Raw genomic sequence first — 20,051 nt, 5'->3', positions numbered from 1 at the left:
ATCATTTTGATTACCATAACATTTAATTTGTCATTTTAGATGATTTAATCAACTAGATATTTATTTCGAATGGATTTAAGCTTTTCAACAAATGAGATTAATTGTTTTTCATTAAGTTCCTTTCTAGTTGAAACATTAAACTCTTTTTGTAAAAATTCTCTACCCTGTACGTGATTCCATGACAAATCATTAAGTATATTGTCTGATTCAGTTATTAAATAATTAATATTTACATTATATTTTGTAGATTGATTTTTGTTATCTGTATTTTTCAATAGACTAAGATACTTTAATATATCATTGTAATTGGTTATTTTATTACGGTTATTATAACCTAAGCTTTTTTCTAGAAAATTTATTTCATCTTCTCTAGACCATTTTAACCGTTTAATTTCTAAATCTATTGCTGTTAGTTCGTTACTCCAATCACTAGGTTCAATATTTGAATTGCTATTAGCAACTATCTCATTTTTGGGTAATTCAGCTTTTAGTGGTTTTTTGATTATGTTCTCAGGGCCTGGTAATTGAGTTGTTTCATTATTTGATCCTCCATTAATTCTTAAATTAAGTCTTAATATAGCTTTATCTTCAGCAACTTCAACTGTGGGTCCTTCGGCGAGCGCACTTCCAAGGCTTTTTTCATTAAGCCATCCATTCACTTGCACAACTGCTTTATTGTCTGTTAGGTGGCAAAGTTTAGATTCAATTCTCATAACTCTTCTAAATTAGCCTAAATAAAATTATTAGCGTTAACATATACCAAACAGGTAGTGCAAATAGCTCTTTATTCGTAATTTAATGGATTCAGCATCTCTTAGGTCATTAACTCCTTTACTTGATGGTATCGATAGATGGGTTGAGTTGGCACCTCTTTTACCAATAATTATATCTTTAGAACTTATTTTATCTGCAGATAATGCTGTAGCACTAGCCTCAATAACAAAGAATCTTAATAATATTGATCTTCAGAAGAGAGCACTCAATATAGGGATATTTATAGCTTTAATCTTAAGAATATTTGTAATTCTTACTGCACAATTCTTCTTAAACTTTTGGCCAGTAAAGTTAATTGGTGGTATTTATTTATTATCTTTATCAATTACTAAATTGATTTCTAAAAACAATAATGAATCAATTAATGATGATAATTCAACTGGTATAAAATCACTTTTTAAGGTTATTCTTTTATTGTCAGTAACTGATTTAGCCTTTTCAATTGATAGTATTACTGCTGCGGTAGCAATCAGTGATCAATTTCTTTTAGTTATTACAGGAGCAATCATCGGAGTTATTGCATTAAGGTTCACCTCAGGTTTATTTATTAAATGGTTACAGATCTATATTAATCTTGAAAAAGCTGGTTATATCGCAGTCGGTATTATTGGAATGAAGTTAATAATCCAATTATTATTTAACCAATTAATCTTACCAGAATACTTATTTTTCCTAATAATGTTATTTCTATTTCTTTGGGGTTTTTCTAGAAAAGGATCTGATATTTAAAATCTAGCTTCCAAAAATATTGCTAACCAACATATTAGATTGAACTGATAACGTATAACTGTCAGTTGCTTTTTTACCTTCTAGTTGACCATATTTAATTTGAATTGGATAATCACTACACATTATCGTTATTCCTGTTTGTTTACTTACCACTAGAATTTCTCCAGGAACAATTTTATCTATTAAATCAAGATTATTTTTATCTGAATAACACTCTTTATTATCTAATATATTTGCCTCTAAAATTTTTACTCTTTTACCATTATATAACGAATATGCATTTGGATAAAGTCCCTGTATTCTCTTCATGATTTTCCTTGCTTCTTGGTTCCAATTTATTAAATAATCTTCTTTTGTTATTTGTCTTGCATAACTCGGTTTTGCATATATATCTGATTGATCAATAGCTTTTAATTCATATAGAATTGAAGATATATTTAAACCTTTGGCAAGCCCTATTCTTTCAAGTGATTTTACTAATAGCCTTGATGACATTTTCGATAGTCTATTTGAAAGTATCTCTAGGTTATCTGAATCATCAATCAGGGTTACCTCTTGTTCAATAACGGGCCCTGTATCTAAACCTTCTTCCATTGACATAATACAAATACCTGTCTTTGCGTCATCATTAAGGATGCTCCATTGAATTGGTGCAGCCCCTCTCCATTGAGGTAGTAATGAAGCGTGACTGTTCCAACATCCCAATTTTGGCTGTTCTAAAATCTCTTTAGGAAGAATTTGTCCAAAAGCTACAACTACATATAAATCAGCGTTGAATTTCTTGAGTATATTTTTCGTATCTTGATCCTTACCTATTGATTGTGTAGTAAAGACAGGGATACCTAAATTAATTGCAGCTATTTTTACTGGTGATGGAGATAACTTCTTACCTCGACCTCGCCTTCTATCTGGCTGTGTAATTACTGCAACTACTTCTTGCCCAGCTTTAACTATGTTTACTAAATTTTCAGCAGCATATTTAGGTGTTCCCCAAAAAATAATCTTCACGCTTCACCAGTTATTGATATGTTTTCAACCCAAACATGAGGACTAATACCTTGATGTGTGACGATCTGTTCGTTTTCAATTTTAACAATATTTTTCAAGACTTTTAGAATATCTCCTGCAACAGTTGCTGCTTCAATCGAAATCCTCTTACCATCATTAACGATCCAACCATCGAAGGGTAAGGAGAAAGAACCTTGACTAGCTTTTACACCAGAATGAATGGCAGATAGTTCGTCTATTAAAATGTATTCTTTTAGTGTATTTTTAACATTTAGATTTTTTTCTTTATCAATATCAGATTCACTTTTGCTCACGACTAGCCAATCAGGTGAAACAGATACCTTAGCTCCTAATCCTGCATGACCTGTAGGTTTGACACCAAATTTTCTGGCAGTTGCTTCTGAATGAAGTAAATTTGTCAATCTGCCATTAGAAATTAGTTTTACGTTTTGCGTTGGAGTTCCTTCGCCATCAAAACTAAAAGCTCCTACGTTTTCAGGATGCAGACCCTCGTCGCTTATATTTAGATTAGAAACTGCAATTTGATTACCAATTGAGTCTTCATTCATTAAACTTAGGCCATCAATAATTGAACGTGCATTAAACATTGAGCTAAAAGCATTTATTAATTGAAGAAAGGCCTCAGGAGAAAAACAAATTAAATACTTACTCGTTTCTATTGATTTATAATTTAGGTGACTAATAAGCTTATCAGATGTTTCATTTATACAAGATTCTATATCGAGTTCATCTAAATTAGAGTTTATCCTAATACCTCCTGCACTTCTGGGCTTTTTATTTTCCTCCTGAGCTTTTGCATACAAATATATAGAGGATTGTGATAGCTTCATATGTCTATTAGCTCCTTCACTATTAAGATATATCCTTTCCATATAACTTTCGTTTAATCCATTATAAGGAACCGAATCTATTGATTGATGAGTATCAATTAATTGTTTTTCTGCTTTTTTTAGAATACTAAGTAATTCATCTATCGAATGAGGATTAGAACTTTTAGGATTTATATCTACTAATTCTTTTTTAGCTAGTGGAGAAAATTCTGGAGATTCTTTTTTATTACCAAAGAGGCTTGCTTCAATTGCACCTCTCATGGCTTTATTTATACCTTCACTTGTTAAGTCAGAAGTACTGGTTATTCCTACCTGATTATACTTATTCCATACTCTCAATGTCATTGAATTCCTTTGAGAACCTTTGAGTTGTTTGGCATTTCCTTGTTGTACTTGAACAGAAACATCTCTACTCGCCGATGCACCCATATCCCATTTTACAATTTCTGAATCGTTACTATATCTTTCTAAAAGACTATTCAATAATTCTGGATCCAATTCGCCTATCTGTTGACTAGAAATTGAATTATCCATTCTTACCTTCCTCCTACAGTTATTGAATCAACTTTTATGTGTGGCTGACCTACAGTAACGTTGACACTCCCACTTACTGATCCACAAAAACCAGCAGCAAGATCTAAATCGTTTGCACACATAGAAATTCTTGGTAAAATTTCTTTTGCTTCACCTATTAATGTTGCTCCCTTAACGGGTTTATCAAGTTTGCCATTTTTTATTAAATAACCTTCCTCGACTGAGAAATTGAATTGACCTGTTGGTCCAACGCTACCTCCACCCATGGATTTACAATAAAGTCCATCGTCAACACTTTTAATTAGTTCATCTGGAGAAAAATTACCTTGTTTAATGTATGTATTTCTCATACGACTTGCTGCAGCGAATGAGAAATTTTGCCTCCTTCCACTACCAGTTCTGGGATGACCTGTTCTTAAAGAGCCAGCTCTATCTGATAGAAATTTTTTTAATATCCCCTTTTCTATTAGTAAAGTATTTTGCGGTTCCATTCCTTCATCATCCATAGATAGTGAACCAAAAGCATGATTTGAAAAACCTTCATCTACTGCACTTACAGCCTTGTGAGCAATCTGTTTATCTATAGAGTCATGAAAAGGGGATGTGCCTCTTTCTAATTGAGTGGTTTCAAGAAGATGACCACAAGCTTCATGGAATATCACTCCTCCAAATTTATTGGCAAGAACAACAGGCATTTGACCTGCTTCAACATATTCGGCATAAAGCATTTTTTGAGCACTTTCATTTAATTCACAAGCACTCTTTTCAATTTCCCAGTTTCTTAGATCGTCGGGATTATCAGAACTTCCATATCTTCTAGCGGAAGTCGATCTGTTTTTATCTTGTTGGGCTATCACGTTTAAACCAACGGTTTGATGAAGACGGATGTCTCTAGCAAATACACCATCTGTAGCAGCCACAAGAACTTCTTGCCAATTTCTGGCATAACTAGCTCTTCTTACTTGGAGATTCTTATTTTTATCCGCAAGTGATTTTGTTGCCTCAATCAATTTGATAGTTGATTCATCGAGATTTGGAGAATGCTCTAGCCAATCATTCTTTTTTGTTCCAAAATCCCTCAAATCTGAAAGACCTTCAAATTTATCATTAGTTAATGATCCAGTCACTAGACCTAACATCCCTAACGCTTGATTGAGAGCAAAAAGAAGTCCTTCTTTAGATAAATCGTTTGTGCTAACAAATCCGTCTTTTTTGCCAAGAAAAACCCTGATACCGGCTCCAATGCCAAAAGATGGGCTTACATTTGAAATATCATCTTGTTCGGCAAGAAGAGAAATATTGTCAGATTTCTCAAGAAATACTTCAACAAGGTCAGCGCCAGCTGATTTACCTAGAGAAAGTAGTTCCTCGATTTGTGGTTTTAATGTTTCGTCAAAAGTATGAAATAGCAAATTTTCATTTCGTTTAGTTAGTAATGAGTTAGTCAATTTGTAATTTTTTTTTTATTATGGCATTTGATTGGCTTAACTGCGTATTTGAATATTGAGAAGAAATATTTATTGTTATTATTTGAGGAACTAATTAACTATCTAGCTTATATTATTTAATTAGTAAATAACATATATTTAATTAGCACCTACCCATTTCTGACCATTTAATCTTTGAAGTACTCTCGAAATAAGTAATGCTAATGTTGTCTTTTTTTCATCAATTAGAAAAGATTCAACAATGCTTGGTTCAGAATTTGATTCTGCCAATAATATAGTTTTATCGGAGGTTATAATATTTTTATTAAAACAAAGCCAAAATTTTCTTTGTTCAGACATTTCACAAAAAACCATCCAGCATTTTCCTCCAACTACAGGTCTTATTCCCTCTATTAACTTAATATCACATACTAATGTTCCTTTATCTTCTATAGATGACTTTAATTTTGGAATTAAATGGTCATTTATAAACTCTTCAAAAGGTTTTTCTTCTACCTTAGGCGGTTTGACAGGCTTTTTAGGAATGGGAGTTTTATCAACATTAAGATCCTCACTCACTTTTTGTTTATCTAATATATTTAAATCTTTTTTGTCTATATCAGCAGGTTGTGTTGTCTGTAAGGAATCGGATTTATTTACTTTATTTCCACTATCCTTTTCGTTTGCGGGGGCTTGATTTTCCATATTTTTATTTTAGCAAATTTAATAAGTTTTTTGTGTAGATATTTCTAATTAAAAATATTGTCTAAATCTTTCTACCATGTTGAATAAGATTCATCATTCCAATCATTAGAAATTGGACTTACTTGATCGATAGTTGTATGTTGATCGGTTTGTTCATTGAATTGCCCTTCAAAATCAAATGAGTCATCATACTGAACTTTATTATTATCACTTACAAAATTTATATTGCTTCTTTCTTTTTTACCTATTATTCTAAAACTTGCATTAATAGTGGGTGATGGATCTTTAATATCTCTCTCTATTAAAGTATTATCATATGATATGTTTGTCGAAGGTTCTGAAATTTCATTACTACTTTCATCTATTCTTTTATCTTTAAATTTTAGATTTTTCATTTGCTTTGCTTGATATAGCTTTGAAGTATTAGTTGTTATCAAGTAAGAGAGTATAAACCCAGTTCCTGTTGATATTGCAAGATATGTTCCTAAGGTAAGTGAAGGTGTTTCCCAAATTAGTATTCTTAAATTAGTAGATTCTTTTTGATTACTTAAGCTTAGACAGATTATTATTAATAATGTTGATAAGAAAGGGGAGACTTTAGTAAAAAAATTAAATTTCATTTATTTGGACCACACCATCTTTGTATATAATTAAAATCTTCTCCAAGAGAATCAAACAGTCTAACTACAATAAAATCTATTAGATCTTCAATAGTTTGTGGATTTGTATACCAAGCAGGAATTGGCGGAACAATCAATGCTCCTGCTATAGCAAGACGCTTTATATTCTCTATGTGAATAAGATTTAATGGTGATTCCCTAGGAGAAATAATTAACGGCCTATTCTCCTTTAAGTGAACATCTGCACATCTCTCTATTAAATCTAATGAAAAACCAGAGGCTATTCTTCCTAAGGTTCCCATTGAACAAGGAACAATTACCATGCCTTTAGTTTTATGACTACCGCTAGCAATTGACGCTGAATGATCATTCCATCGATAACATCTTAATTTTCCTGATTTAACTTCAAGCTTATTTCTCCAAAATTCACATTGGGCCTTTGGTTCAACTGGAATATTAATACTGCGTTCACTCTTGGCCACTTCATATGCACCTTTACTAAGGATTAAATCTACAGATTGATTATTTTCTAACAGTAACTGAACTGCGCGCTCTCCTATTTGCATAGCTGAGGCACCCGTAATTGCAATAACAATATTGTTCATATATTTATGCAGGATCATTATTTATAATAGGATCATTATTTATAATAGTTTCATTCTCTATTACTTTTTCTTTTTCTTTTACAAGCTCCAAGTCAATTTGATTTTTTAAAATATCAACTTTCAAAACTCTAACATTAACCTTTTGTGCAAGTTGATAAGTTCTTTTATTCTTTCTTCCTACTAATAAATTCTGTCTAGATCTATATTCGTACCAATCATCACCCAAAGTACTTACATGAACTAATCCCTCAGCTGTTAATTCATCTATTTCAGCAAAAAAACCATAACTTTGTACTCCAGTAATAATTGCTGTTACTTCTTTTCCAATAATTTTTTGAGCTTCCCTACCCTGTGCAATTGAAATTATGTTATTTCTGAAAGATTTAGAGTTTTTCCTTATTTCATTTAAATGCTGAACTAATCGTAAACTTGAATGAATGGAAATATTTTCATTATGCTTAGATGAAAAAATATCCCAATCAACTTGATTCCAGCTATCTTTTTTACCTAGTTCAACAATAACTTTGCTTCGACTTGAAGCTTTATTTTTTCCATCAGACAAAAGTGAACTTAATATAAATTGATTAAAAATATTCCAGTAATTTAAAGATGGACAACACCATGGTGATTCAATATTGTTTGTAGAAATATCATAATTTGAAACCTCATTATCTAATTGATTATTAATCATAAAAAGTTTTAAATTAATTCCAGGGATAATATGTTTCAATAACTTATGAAGAATTTTCTTTTCAGTACTTGATTCGAATGATTTAATTAATTCATTTGTTGTCAGTGTCCCATCTAAGTTAACAGTTATATTTTTGTCTAATGATAAAGCTGATTTAGTTAATTCGTTTATAGATGATTGATCAATTACTTCATGTTCTTTGTAAATGAATGGTAATTTATAGCCTATTAAATGTTGGGCGAGAATATTATTTGCAAGCCTAATATAGACATCACTAATTGATTGAGAATCACAACTATCGTATGTTTTAGACCATCCATGGAAATCTCTACTAGGGAATGTTTTATGTAATTCATATAATCTTTCTAAATTAGGAATATGCTCATCTAATTTGATGGAAACATTGTTTCTATTATTAATTAATTTTGCTGAATGAATAAGGGTATAAATGACTTCTAAATTGTCTTTAATAGGTTTAATTGCTATGGGTATCGATTTTGAGGTTGGTTTCCTATTTTTAATTGCTTTAAGATGTTTTGGGTTAATAATCTTTGCAGGTTTAATAATACTAAGGATAAATTTCCAATCAGTAATATTGCCTTCAGCATTAATATCTATAATCAATGAGATAGCTTCACATTCGTCATTGATTTTGAATTGTGATGCTGATCTGAGTGATTCATTAAGGAAATCCAGCCAGTTATTTCCTAAACAAATGACCTCTCCTTTATCCCTAAGAAATTTATCTAGCCTTCCTCCTAAATTAATTCTTTCAGAAATAGTAGGAGAATGAATCCATATTCTATTGCCGCCTTCAAATGGTTCTGCATATAAAGCAGGAAGCGATGGAGAATTCTTTGATTCCCAGCTTTGAAATAATAATGATGGTTGTGATGTTAAGTCTTCTCTTCCTTTTAATGAGATTTTCCTAGGAGCAACTTTAGGAGAGTCAAGATTTCTAGATATATTATTCTTTGCAAGTAATAATTCAATATCACCTTCTACACCAGCATTTATAGATAACTCTCTAATTATTGAACCTTTTGCTTTATGTTGAGCAATTGGATATTTGCTTATTTTTATTTCATGAATTAAATCTTTATCACGAAGTTTTTTATCAACATCTATAACATTCTCAAGTTCAATAGTTACTGGTATCCTGTCATCTAAAGGGTAAGCCTTTAGATCTCCAGTTAATTTATCTGGCTCTACTTTTGCAAGCAAAGTATCATTATGTCTTTCTAGTACACATTGAATGGAACCCTCTGGCGCTCTTCTTTTTACTCCTGGCTTAGTGATTAATACTATTACTAAATCTCCATGCCAGGCATTATTCAAATTAGCTTCTCTAATATAAATATCTTCACCTTGATCTTCTCTAGCAACAAAGCAATAACCTTTACTACTACAACGAACCCTGCCTTGCAAAAAAGGAATACTATTATTAATACTCAGTTTATCTTCATTAACATATTGGACTATTCCTAACTTTGAAAGAGCTTTAATCGCAATATTTAAATTATCTTTATCAACTCTTTTTGTTAATTTTAAGGATTTTTCAAGTTTTGAAATTTCTAATCCATCTTCAAAACAAAGATTTTCAAGTATTTTTAAAACTGATGTCATAATAATTCGGCTAATTAATTTAATTTCGTTGAATTTAAGTATTCAAAAAAGAAAGAGGAAATTGAATATACTAACAATAGTTTACTGGCTTTCATTAGTAGATTCTTTTTTGCTTTGTGAAAAGAGGTTGATACCTATAATTAAGAATACTATTCCAGAAAGTAGCTTAAGTAAAAATGCAGGAATAAGATTAGCAATAGATCCACCTGCCAAAGCACCTAAAAGCGTAGCTAATATTAGAGCTAAAGACGACCCTATAAATACTGCTAAAGGTTTGTTTGTTGTACTACTAAGAGTTATTGTTGTTAGTTGAGTTTTATCGCCCATTTCTGCTATAAAAACAGTGACAAAGGTTGTGAATAGGAGGGTTAGAATCATTAATCTAGTTCAAGTTATTATTTTGAGTAAAGTCAATAAAACCCTGAGTTACTAGGTATATCCCCAAACTTACCATAATGATTCCTGAAACTAGTGTAAACCTTTGTCTTGGTAAGTTATTAGCTATCCATCTACCAATTAGAACTCCGAGAAGGCTTGTTGAAATAAGAGCAAGTGCAGCTCCTATGAAAATTATTATGGGTCTGCCAGACTGTGCTGAAAGAATTAATGTTGCAAGTTGTGTCTTGTCTCCTAACTCCGCTAAAAAAATTGTACTAAAGGATGTAATCAGTATACTAAAAAAAGGAGTAGAATCCTCTTGCAAACTACTTTCTTGCTTTGAATTTGAATTAGATTGACCCATTACTTCCCAATAAGTGATGTTATACTTAATTATGTTTATTCAACGAATACATATTATATAGAAAACCCCTAAATGATCAAGTTATCAATAATTTATCTATTATTATAGGATTTTAACGACTGCCTGAATTTACCTACAATCTATAAATAAATCATTTCATGCTATTTAACTCTTCTTCTAGTTTGGTAAAAACATCGACATAGTCCATAAATCCGTTAAAGAATCATTAAACATCAAATTTTTTTTAATTATTGCCAAGTGATGCCTTTTGTTTAGTACTATGCAAAAAGTTTTTAAATTAACATGGGAAACCTTTTGCCATTAGTTGCAGTCTTTCTTGCAGGGCCAGCAATCATCGCTTTGATCTTTTATAGAAGAGGTGTATAAAGGCTAAGCAGCCTTTCCTAGAGCAATTTCAGCGAAAGTAAGAATCTTTTGTGCAAATAAAATTTGCTTTTTACTTAGATTTTTAGAAGATCTTGATAAATTTGTACTGAAACACAAACCTTTAGAGTTTCTGATTAAAATATCTTCTTTGTCTGTCAATTGGCATTTGTATATATTATTATGCATTTTTAAATTAATTACTGATTCATGAATATGTATGTCTATTATGTTAATTTGAAGTGTTTTCTTTCTTTTCCATTTATTGATTTCTATATGAAATGCTATATCGATTAAATCATTTTTTTTTAATTCTATTGATCCATTCCATTTAATTGCATCTATGCTTGAAGTCCCATCATTAAGAGACATTTTTAAATGGTTACCCTTAAGTTTGTAAATATCAATAATTTTACACCTTCTTGTCCAAAAGATTGGGTTAGGATTCATTATTCCAAAGGGACCAATGAGATTTAATTGCCTATAGAAATCAAAATTTATATCTTTAATTTGAATGTGAGCTTCTGGTTTTATTGATTTATTTAAATCAATATTGTTAAATTCTCTGCTAGCTATATTATTAAGCATTTCCTTTAGTTTAATGATATTTTCTTCTTTAATTGAAAAACCTGCAGCAGCTGAATGCCCTCCATGTGATATTAGAAGATCTTTACATTCATCCAACGCTTTATTAACTTTCAACCTATTATTTGACCTTATTGATCCTCTAAAAATTCCATCATTTGCCTGGGCAAGCATTGCTGTAGGTAAATTAAACTTGTCAACCATACGAGCGGCTACGATACCAATTATTCCAGGATGCCAATCTCTATTTGCGAGTACTAGAAATTTTCTTTTAATATTATATTCACTTTGTGCAATTACTAAGGCCTCTTTTTCAATTAAAGATGTAATTCTTTTTCTTTCTACATTCATTGCAAAACACTGCTTGGTAAGCTTATCTATTGATTCATCTGATTTATTTGTTAGCAGTTCGATTATTAGTTTTGGATCGCCAATTCTACCAACAGCATTTATTAGTGGTGCAATCTTATAACCTATATCTTCCGAAGTTATAGGCATATTATCAATTGAAAGCTTTTTTAAGATAGATTTTATTCCTTTATTAGATGTGGAATTAATTAGTGGTAAAGAATCTTTTAGCCATTTCCTATTGGCTCCTTGCAGTGGAGCCATATCAGCTACGGTTCCAATACAAAATAATACATTAGCAGTTGTTTTATTAATATCAAAATTTAAATGTTTGCATATATTTTTAGCAAGAAGATAAGCAATTCCAACACCTGCTAAATATTTATAAGGAGAGCTTGATGGTGTTCTTTCAGGGTGTATTAATGAAAAGATATTTAATTTGGTTTCTGGTATTTTGTGATGATCAGTGATAATAACATCAATACCATATTCATTGGTTTTTTTAATTGCCTCAAATGCCGATATACCATTATCTACTGTTATAATAAGCTTGATATTATTATTATTTATTTCGTCTACCATGTTGGTATTAAGTCCGTATCCTTCATCCTGTCTTGATGGTATATAGGCCACAGCTCTTGCTCCAAGCATAGATAATAATTCAACTAAAAGAGTTGTACTTGTAATACCATCTGCATCATAATCACCACAAATCGCAATCTTTTCATTTTTTTCGCAGGCTAGAATTATTCTTTGAGTCGCGTTGGACAATTCCTTAAAATGATATTCAGGATTTGGAAGCTCTAATGGTGTTAGATATTCTTCCAATTTATTGGTTATGTCAATACCTCTTCTAAGTAAAACTTTTTGTAAAATTGGGTTTAAATCGCAATTAAATTTTTTTTCTTCACTTATGGGTTTAGGTAATATCCAGTTTTTATCTTGATCTCTATCTGTTTTCAAAAGCTTATCCTAGATTGATTCCTTATTCATCAGAATTATATTAGTTTTATACTCAAATAACATGCAAAAGTTAGAAGCAGTCTTTTGGGACGTTGATGGAACCATTGCTGACACAGAATTGTGTGGGCATAGAGTCGCTTTCAATTTAGCTTTTAAAGACTTTAATTTGGATTGGAACTGGAGCGAGAGTAAATATTTAGATCTTTTAAAAATATCTGGAGGTTATAACCGTATCGTCCACTTTCGAAATGAAATACAAAGTGACCTCAGTGATAGCAAATGTTCTGAAATTCAATCTAGAAAGAGTCTTCATTACAAGAATTTAATTCATGCAGGTAAAATTAAAGTTAGAGATGGTGTGCTGAGATTAATTAATGAACTTTCTACAATTGATGTAGATCAATTTATTGTTACGACAAGTGGTAAAGAGTCCCTGGAACCTTTTTTAAATACCTCATTGAGTTCACATTTAATTTATTTTTCTGGAATAATTACATATGAAGATGTAAGCAACCACAAGCCTTTTCCTGATGCCTATAAATTAGCCATTAAAAAAAGTAAAAAATCGGAAATTAATTGCATAGCTATTGAAGATTCTACGATTGGCGTTGCGGCTGCTAGGGCAGCAAACCTTAACTGTTTATTGACATTACCCCCCTGGTCAAGTGATATCCAAAAAATTTCAAAAAAGGCCAATGCATGTGTGAATACCCTTGGTAATGATTACAATCCTACAAAAATTATTTATGGAAAAAAATTATATAAAAAACATGTTGATGCTGAATATCTCACAAATATTATTAATTAAAAAATGCAGAAAACTAAATTCACCGAATTCATAGATTCACTAGTTAAAACTATCAATCCATTTATCTCAGACTCTTGGGGTAAAAGAAGTATATTGTTACTTTCTTTGCTTTTTGGCTTCTATTTTACAAATAGTTTAATTTCTTTTTTACTAGACAAACCTGTTAACACGATATTTCTCGCAATTACAATAGTATTAATTATGGAACTATCAATTCGATCTTCCCTAATTTCAAGATTCTCTATAATTATAATGTCAATAAACAATTTTAGAATTGGATCTACATATGCCCTAATTCTTGAAGCTTTTAAACTTGGTTCTTAAATATCCCTAATCAGATTCTTCATCTGAAGTCTCATTCATAGGATAAACAAACCCCTGAGCTCTTCCTGTAAGTACTGATTTCCCAATTGATAAAGCCTTTTCTGCCGCGACAGCAGCCTTACCTTTCCAAGTAGCATGTCTTTGATTTCTCTTGCCTTTTGAGGTTTTTTTCTTAGGTACAGCCATCTTTGCTCAGAATCCACAGATCTTTTATTTTATAACGTCATGCACCAATTTAACAAAAACCCTTTGAAGAAAACTTAGTCTTGTCTCTTTTTCTATATAAACTCAAGTTATTTAATATTTTGACTATAGTTAACATATAAATTCTTTTTATTTAGTTGATTAAATTACCAAATGAGTAAAAGTTATAGTCAATTATTAAGAGATATTGAAAGTGGAGATATTGTTTCTATTACTTTAGTTCCAAACAGAAGAGAAGTAGTAGTTGAATTTACTAATGGAGAGAAAAAATTAATCCCAATATTTTATAACGATCAAAAAATACTTCGAATATCTGAACAGTATAATGTTCCTCTTACTGTAAGAGATATTAGATATGAGGAGCGATTAGCTAATTATATCTCTGGCTTTGGTCTGGCTTTAATATTTATTTTATCTCTTTCATTTTTAATTAGAAGATCATCGAAGTTATTGAACAAAATGCAAAGTTTTTCCGGGCTTTCATCACAGGTGAAAGAAGATGATATTAGGAAATATACTTTTGATGATGTTGCTGGTTTAAATGAAGAATCGGGAGAATTAAAAGAAATAGTATGTTTTTTAAAGAATCCTCAGAGATTAATTGAGCTTGGAGCAAAGACTCCAAAAGGTGTTTTGTTGGTGGGCCCACCTGGAACAGGTAAGACTTTACTAGCTCGTTCAATTGCAGGAGAAGCAGATGTTCCTTTCTTTTCTATCTCTGCTTCAGAATTTGTAGAGATGTTTGTCGGTGTTGGAGCTGGTCGTGTTCGTGATTTATTTAAAAGTGCAAAATCTAAATCTCCATGCATAGTTTTCATAGATGAAATTGACTCTATTGGACGTCAAAGAGGGGCAGGGATAGGTGGTGGAAATGATGAGAGAGAACAAACATTAAACCAACTACTAACTGAGATGGATGGTTTCGAAACTAATAATGGAGTAATAGTAATAGCAGCTACAAATAGGCCAGATGTTCTTGACCCAGCTTTAACAAGACCTGGAAGATTTGACCGCAGAATTGACATATCCCTTCCTAATAGAAAAGCGCGACACAAGATCTTGTCTGTGCACGCAAGATCAAAGCCTCTAAGCGATTCTGTAAATCTAATGGAATGGGCTACGAAGACCCCTGGCTTCTCTGGGGCTGATTTACAAAATCTTCTTAATGAGGCTGCAATTTATTCTGCAAGAAATAATAAATCTATAATAAGTAATATTGAACTTGATAATGCCCTAGAGAAAGCAAGGTTTGGCTTGTTATCAAAGCCACTTTCTGATTCCACTAAAAAAAGGCAAATTGCATATCAGATCATAGGTAAAACTTTAGTAGCTTTATTGATGCCTACTCAAGATAAATTGGAAAAGATATCATTGTTTAAGTCTCTAGGAGATCTTTCAGGAATGACTTATTTCACTCCTGATGAAGAGACTATAGACAGTGGGCTATTAACACGAAATTACATTTATAGCAAAATAGTTATTTCGCTTGGGTCAAGAGCTGCTGAAACCATTGTTTTTGGTTCTAAGGAAGTTACACAAGGATCACAAAAGGATTTAGAAAATGTTTATTTTTGGGCTAATCAAATGGTTACAAAGTTTGGTTTCTCAGATCTTGGACCTGTTGCATATGACTCAAATAAAGATTCAATTTTTCTCGGAAAAGATATTATGAAAAAGAGACAAGAATATTCTGAGAAGACAAGCAAGGAAATTGACAAGCAAATTATATCCATAGCAAATAATGCTATAAATGATGCAATTAATCTTCTCTCAGATAAAGTACCCTTAATGGACAATCTTGTCGAAGAACTTATAGTTAATGAATCTCTTGAGTCTGAATATGTTATTAATTCTCTTAATTCTTACCTTTCTAGAAATTAAAAATAATAATTTATTATTTTCAGAGGGATGAAAAATATTCCTTGCTTCCTTTAGGATCTTCTTTCATAGTCTTATCGCCAGGCGTCCAGCCAGCTGGACATACTTCATCTGGGTGAGATTCAACGTATTGGTATGCTTGCAATATTCTAAGTGTTTCGTCAATATTACGGCCAACAGGAGCTTTATTGATTGTTGAATGCATAATGATTCCACTTGGATTGATTAAGAATAAGCCCCTATCAGCTTCTCCATCATCATTTAAAACATTATAAGATTGGCAAATTTCACGTTTTAGATCTGACACAAGAGGATAGTTAATATCACCGATTCCTCCCTCATTCCTTGGTGTTTGAATCCAAGCTAAATGTGTAAATTTGCTATCGACTGAGACACCTAAAACTTCAGTGTTTTTGCTGCTGAAATCGCTATATCTATCGCTGAAAGCAGTAATTTCAGTAGGGCAAACAAATGTGAAGTCTAGTGGATAGAAAAAGAGAACAACATACTTCCCTCTGAACTGTGAAAGCGTAATGTCTTTAAATTCTTGGTCAACTACTGCAGTAGCAGCAAAATCAGGAGCTTGCATTCCTACCCTTAGGCACTCATTTGTCGTCATGGAATTTGATGCGTATTTTTGATTGGTTTGAAGGGTAGAGAACTTTCCCTTTTCCTATTTATAATTTATCATGTAAAGACCAGAAAAACTTACGCTTTCTATCTAAGCAAGCATATTTTATAAAAATGAATGATCCAATAAGTTGGGACCCATCCCTTGTAAAAAAGTTTAGTTCTTCAAATCATTATAAGCTTCTAAACCAATTAAAAAATGAAGTTAAAAAGTATCCTTTAAATAATAAAAATAAGTCAACATCAATACAGAACAAGGAGACTAAACAAGACCCTAAAAGCAAGTCATATATATCAAACTCTAAAAATATTTCATTATCAAATTCCTCTTACAAAAATGATGAATCAAATAGTAATAAATCATCAGTGAGTTTTAATAATGCTAAAAATTTTTCAATTTATAATAATAATAATATTAATCGAAAAAATGAAAGTTCAATGTCAGAAAAATCAAATACTAAGGAGGACAACTCATCTCCAACCTTCAAAGATCGGCTCAATAAAATAGATATGAAATAAAATCTATTAATTCTAAAATAATAGATAGCATATATAAAGAAATAAAAAATAGTTCAGATTTGAACTATCAATATTCTGATTCTGCTTGATTAATTTAAATAATGTCAGTGGAGAGACTTGAACTCTCGACCTCAGCGTTATGAATGCTGTGCTCTAACCGGCTGAGCTACACTGACTTATTGAACCTGTTTAAATACAGATTTAATCTCCGCTTATTTCAAGAAAAAAATCCCTTGAAAAGTAGTTATCAAATCTAATGGTAAACGGAGTACATAACCATAATAATTCAGGATGGTCATCAACGGAAGAAATCTTTAGATCCAAATTTCTTTTGATGTATCTGAATTCGGTTAGTCCTTTAAAGATGTTTTATTTAAAATGGCTGATGAATTAAGGATTATGCAATTTTAAGCTAATGAGAGTTCTCTAGTAGATGCAGTGATATGAATATCAAAAAAAAATACTAACGTTTAGTATTGATGTGAAAATCAGATTTTTCAGGCAAATGGGCAAATTCTAAAAAATTAATTAATTTTTTAGAATCACATTACATATAAACCATGTAAAGGAAAGAGGAAGAGAATATTAAAGTAATTTAATTTATAGTAAACCTGTAGTAATTATATAAATCAAAGTTGCTAGAGAACTTTATGAGTTCTGATTACTTACAAGCTTACCAGTCTTTTATCGACTATCCAGATAAAATTTTATCCACCAAAATCACAAAAGTATCTTACCTTTTAAAATTGAAGGCTCAGTCTAATTCAATTTCAGACTTAGATACAAAACACAAAGCATGGGGAAAAAAGAATACAACGTAGATAGAAAGTTAAAAATATACTTCAATAATTTATTTGTTAGATAATATTTTAATTTAAAATTATAGTCAGAGATTTTATTGTTTCCTCCTCAAATTCTAACTGTTGCCATAACTAGAAAAAATTGCTATTAATATCATGAGGGTGATCGGAACATTATGAAGCTTCCCCAACAGTAAGCTTCGTCATCCTCTAATATTATGGGTTAATGCGTTCTTCAATCCATTCTTCTTTTTTGACCCACTTCCTTCTTATATGAATAGGTTTACGTATAATTAATTGATCTACATGTTTAATTTCAATTTTTAATAATGAAAAATTATGTGATAATTTTTCTTCACCTTTAAATGATGATTCTATTTCTTTGTCATGAATATAATGATCGCCTGGTTTAGGCCATCCCCACATAGATTTAGATGTATCACTTAGTTGATTCCAATGTCTAAGGTTATCCTTACCTAAATCAATTATTGAAGTTCCTCGAAACCTGAATTGACATTTAGAATTTATAAAAACCCAACATATCTCAACATTATTATTTACATTTAATTCATAATATTTTTGACTTCTTTTATCAGTATATATTTCCATTTCAAATGAATCAGTCCATCCTCTAAAAACAACTGTTCTAACCCTTGGTGTATTATCAATTCCAATTGTGGCTAGTTGCATCCATCTTGAAGAAATAAGTTTTGATTCTTTTGTAAGAGCAGAACTTAATTGCGATAACCATGGAGGCATAATAAAACAATTTAAATTGATATAAAAGCAATAAATATTAATTTATGAGCAGTGAATTATTAATTAATAATATGAAGATTGATTATGGCTCTTCATCTTCATTACCAAGTCTAATTTCTACACCTACAAAGGTTGCAAATAAAACAATAAATAAACCAATAATAGATTTCCAAAGACCAATATGTGTAACTGGCTCAGGAGATTGAAAAAAATCTGGAATCATAATTCAATAATAGCTCTATTTTTCTTCTTCCCAATCTTCTTCAGCCTTATCAAGTAAATCTTCAACTGTATTATCAAAAGTTTCAGCTACCGACCTCAACATTTTTGAAATAGTCTCATCTGGGCAAGCAAGATCTTTTTGGATACCTTCCGCACAGTCTTTAATTTCTTCCCATGCATCAACAAGAACTTGGGCGTCAACTGGCTTCCAATCTTCTGTCATAGATAAACTCCCTAAAGGATTTATATTGGATTATTTCATGGATCGTCAAATTTTAGCTTTTACTTTGCTTAAAGACTGTCTTGATTTCTTCATTTAAATGAAATGTGCGAATTCAACTGCTATTTTCATTAGCGATGAAAAATAAAACCGAAACAATTCAGAACCTGCGTGCAAAAGCGCAAGCATCACTGAATAAGACATCTCAACTACAACAAGCCTTAGCACAAGTCGAGGCAACCCTCTCTCGAAAAGAAATTCAAAAGGTCACAGAGAAGTACAAACAAAAGTAGTCATTTTTTATCAAGAAGTTTCAAAGTTATACTTCTTATTTACGTATCTTGAAAATCAACTATAAATAAAAAAGAGATAGAATTTTTATCATGCTCTTGCCTAAACCAGTTAGACCAGTTGATTCTGAAAAAAAAGGTAAGGAAGATTAGTTTTAAATTTTCCTTTAATACATTAGATTTTTATTTAACTATTTCTACTTTAATAACTTAAAGAACATAGGTCAGTATTGATGGTCTATGTTCTTTTATCTATTTTTTAAAACCCATTATTTTTAATTTATTCATTATGATGCTTAAGATTTATAACTAAAAATAGATTAATTCAAATAAAGAAATAATTCACTGCAATTAAATTTATCAAAAGATCATGATTTCAGCTATTGACATAAAGAAAATTTTTGGCATTTTAATAAATGTGTTCTTCCTATTAATTTCTTAGATATTCTTTTTTTGCTTATCTAAGAAAAAATACAAATTTTTCATTTTGACTATGAAAACCGCATCTAAAGAACTTCAAAAACTAAGATCCATGGCTGAAACTTCATTAAATAAAACAGCTGAGCTACAGCAAGTTTTGGCTCAAATAGAAGCTACCCTTTCAAGAGCTGAATCTCAAAAAGTTTTAGAAAAGAAAAACAAAAATTAGACTCACCTATTTGGTTATTAAATCACATTTATAATTTCTATTTTAAAACATATAATTTTTTTAAGGACCTTGGCTATTCATTAATTAGAAAAAACTTTAAAGAAAATATAAATTTATTCGGATTCTCTAAAATCAAAAAACAGAGTATTTTCTTAC

23 protein-coding genes and 1 tRNA gene are annotated in these 20,051 nt (G+C 30.9%); 7 read left to right on the top strand and 17 right to left on the bottom strand.

Features of this window, described 5'->3' with window-relative positions:
• Positions 1–44: 44 nt before the first annotated feature.
• Entirely contained in the window at positions 45–713 is a 669-nt protein-coding gene (locus O5640_RS01930) for a hypothetical protein (protein ID WP_269612917.1), read from the bottom strand.
• 85 nt (positions 714–798) lie between these two features.
• Here O5640_RS01930 and O5640_RS01925 point away from each other — a divergent pair, with 85 nt between their 5' ends.
• Entirely contained in the window at positions 799–1,503 is a 705-nt protein-coding gene (locus O5640_RS01925; RefSeq protein ID WP_269612916.1) for a TerC family protein, read from the top strand.
• Positions 1,504–1,506: 3 nt separating this feature from the next.
• On the opposite strand, the gene fmt is transcribed toward O5640_RS01925, so the two are convergent.
• The 9 genes from fmt to O5640_RS01880 all read right to left on the bottom strand — a co-directional run bounded on the left by fmt (position 1,507) and on the right by O5640_RS01880 (position 10,312).
• On the bottom strand, positions 1,507–2,511 hold the full coding sequence (gene fmt, locus O5640_RS01920; RefSeq protein ID WP_269612915.1) for a methionyl-tRNA formyltransferase: 1,005 nt from the start codon (positions 2,509–2,511) through the stop codon (positions 1,507–1,509).
• Positions 2,508–3,896, bottom strand: a complete 1,389-nt coding sequence (locus O5640_RS01915; protein ID WP_269612914.1) for a TldD/PmbA family protein — start codon at positions 3,894–3,896, stop codon at positions 2,508–2,510. Before O5640_RS01915 ends, fmt begins: the two co-directional genes overlap by 4 nt.
• 2 nt (positions 3,897–3,898) lie before the next feature.
• The gene (locus tag O5640_RS01910; RefSeq protein WP_269613778.1) at positions 3,899–5,308 is read right to left on the bottom strand and encodes a TldD/PmbA family protein; all 1,410 of its coding nucleotides are present in this window, start codon (positions 5,306–5,308) and stop codon (positions 3,899–3,901) included.
• A gap of 174 nt (positions 5,309–5,482) precedes the next feature.
• Complete coding sequence (locus O5640_RS01905) at positions 5,483–6,028, bottom strand: DUF2996 domain-containing protein (RefSeq protein WP_269612913.1); 546 nt, start codon at positions 6,026–6,028, stop codon at positions 5,483–5,485.
• A gap of 71 nt (positions 6,029–6,099) precedes the next feature.
• The gene (locus O5640_RS01900; protein WP_269612911.1) at positions 6,100–6,648 is read right to left on the bottom strand and encodes a hypothetical protein; all 549 of its coding nucleotides are present in this window, start codon (positions 6,646–6,648) and stop codon (positions 6,100–6,102) included.
• Complete coding sequence (locus tag O5640_RS01895) at positions 6,645–7,253, bottom strand: flavin prenyltransferase UbiX (RefSeq protein ID WP_269612909.1); 609 nt, start codon at positions 7,251–7,253, stop codon at positions 6,645–6,647. The genes O5640_RS01900 and O5640_RS01895 overlap by 4 nt, the downstream gene beginning before the upstream one ends.
• A gap of 4 nt (positions 7,254–7,257) precedes the next feature.
• Positions 7,258–9,570 (bottom strand): RNB domain-containing ribonuclease, encoded by a 2,313-nt coding sequence (locus O5640_RS01890; protein ID WP_269612908.1) that lies wholly within the window; start codon positions 9,568–9,570, stop codon positions 7,258–7,260.
• Positions 9,571–9,651: 81 nt separating this feature from the next.
• Positions 9,652–9,948, bottom strand: a complete 297-nt coding sequence (locus tag O5640_RS01885; RefSeq protein WP_269612907.1) for a TMEM165/GDT1 family protein — start codon at positions 9,946–9,948, stop codon at positions 9,652–9,654.
• Between the two features lie 4 nt (positions 9,949–9,952).
• Positions 9,953–10,312 (bottom strand): TMEM165/GDT1 family protein, encoded by a 360-nt coding sequence (locus tag O5640_RS01880; protein ID WP_269612906.1) that lies wholly within the window; start codon positions 10,310–10,312, stop codon positions 9,953–9,955.
• A gap of 303 nt (positions 10,313–10,615) precedes the next feature.
• On the opposite strand from O5640_RS01880, the gene psb30 reads away from it, so the two are divergent.
• Positions 10,616–10,699: a photosystem II reaction center protein Ycf12/Psb30 gene (psb30, locus tag O5640_RS10835; RefSeq protein ID WP_071813363.1), complete on the top strand. Its 84-nt coding sequence runs from the start codon at positions 10,616–10,618 to the stop codon at positions 10,697–10,699.
• A 3-nt stretch (positions 10,700–10,702) separates the two neighbouring features.
• Here psb30 and recJ read toward each other — a convergent pair whose 3' ends face one another.
• On the bottom strand, positions 10,703–12,592 hold the full coding sequence (gene recJ / locus O5640_RS01875; RefSeq protein WP_269612905.1) for a single-stranded-DNA-specific exonuclease RecJ: 1,890 nt from the start codon (positions 12,590–12,592) through the stop codon (positions 10,703–10,705).
• Between the two features lie 61 nt (positions 12,593–12,653).
• Between recJ and O5640_RS01870 the strand changes: the two genes are divergently transcribed.
• On the top strand, positions 12,654–13,400 hold the full coding sequence (locus tag O5640_RS01870; RefSeq protein ID WP_269612904.1) for an HAD-IA family hydrolase: 747 nt from the start codon (positions 12,654–12,656) through the stop codon (positions 13,398–13,400).
• Between the two features lie 3 nt (positions 13,401–13,403).
• A complete protein-coding gene (locus O5640_RS01865) occupies positions 13,404–13,724 on the top strand; it encodes a DUF565 domain-containing protein (RefSeq protein WP_269612903.1) in 321 nt (106 codons plus the stop codon).
• A 6-nt stretch (positions 13,725–13,730) separates the two neighbouring features.
• Here the strand turns inward: O5640_RS01865 and rpmF are convergent, their stop codons facing one another.
• Positions 13,731–13,910, bottom strand: coding sequence for a 50S ribosomal protein L32 (rpmF, locus tag O5640_RS01860; protein WP_269612902.1), 180 nt, complete (start codon positions 13,908–13,910; stop codon positions 13,731–13,733).
• A 171-nt stretch (positions 13,911–14,081) separates the two neighbouring features.
• Here rpmF and ftsH point away from each other — a divergent pair, with 171 nt between their 5' ends.
• Positions 14,082–15,809, top strand: coding sequence for an ATP-dependent zinc metalloprotease FtsH (gene ftsH, locus O5640_RS01855; RefSeq protein WP_269612900.1), 1,728 nt, complete (start codon positions 14,082–14,084; stop codon positions 15,807–15,809).
• Between the two features lie 19 nt (positions 15,810–15,828).
• On the opposite strand, the gene O5640_RS01850 is transcribed toward ftsH, so the two are convergent.
• Positions 15,829–16,425, bottom strand: coding sequence for a peroxiredoxin (locus O5640_RS01850; RefSeq protein WP_269612898.1), 597 nt, complete (start codon positions 16,423–16,425; stop codon positions 15,829–15,831).
• A 125-nt stretch (positions 16,426–16,550) separates the two neighbouring features.
• Between O5640_RS01850 and O5640_RS01845 the strand changes: the two genes are divergently transcribed.
• Positions 16,551–16,955, top strand: coding sequence for a hypothetical protein (locus tag O5640_RS01845; protein ID WP_269612897.1), 405 nt, complete (start codon positions 16,551–16,553; stop codon positions 16,953–16,955).
• 102 nt (positions 16,956–17,057) lie between these two features.
• Here O5640_RS01845 and O5640_RS01840 read toward each other — a convergent pair.
• The 4 genes from O5640_RS01840 to O5640_RS01825 all read right to left on the bottom strand — a co-directional run bounded on the left by O5640_RS01840 (position 17,058) and on the right by O5640_RS01825 (position 18,959).
• A tRNA-Met gene (locus tag O5640_RS01840) sits at positions 17,058–17,131 on the bottom strand.
• Between the two features lie 840 nt (positions 17,132–17,971).
• A complete protein-coding gene (locus O5640_RS01835; protein WP_269612896.1) occupies positions 17,972–18,514 on the bottom strand; it encodes a pyridoxamine 5'-phosphate oxidase family protein in 543 nt (180 codons plus the stop codon).
• A gap of 82 nt (positions 18,515–18,596) precedes the next feature.
• Positions 18,597–18,737: a hypothetical protein gene (locus O5640_RS01830; RefSeq protein ID WP_269612895.1), complete on the bottom strand. Its 141-nt coding sequence runs from the start codon at positions 18,735–18,737 to the stop codon at positions 18,597–18,599.
• 15 nt (positions 18,738–18,752) lie between these two features.
• Positions 18,753–18,959, bottom strand: coding sequence for a hypothetical protein (locus O5640_RS01825; RefSeq protein ID WP_269612893.1), 207 nt, complete (start codon positions 18,957–18,959; stop codon positions 18,753–18,755).
• A gap of 780 nt (positions 18,960–19,739) precedes the next feature.
• Here O5640_RS01825 and O5640_RS01820 point away from each other — a divergent pair.
• Positions 19,740–19,895 (top strand): hypothetical protein, encoded by a 156-nt coding sequence (locus tag O5640_RS01820; RefSeq protein ID WP_269612892.1) that lies wholly within the window; start codon positions 19,740–19,742, stop codon positions 19,893–19,895.
• Positions 19,896–20,051: the final 156 nt, after the last annotated feature.

The sequence above is a fragment of the Prochlorococcus marinus str. MIT 0912 genome (assembly GCF_027359595.1).
GTDB classification, from domain to species: domain Bacteria; phylum Cyanobacteriota; class Cyanobacteriia; order PCC-6307; family Cyanobiaceae; genus Prochlorococcus_B; species Prochlorococcus_B marinus_C.
The sequence above is the reverse complement of the archived record's forward strand: the minus strand, read 5'-3'. Positions and strand labels throughout refer to the sequence as shown.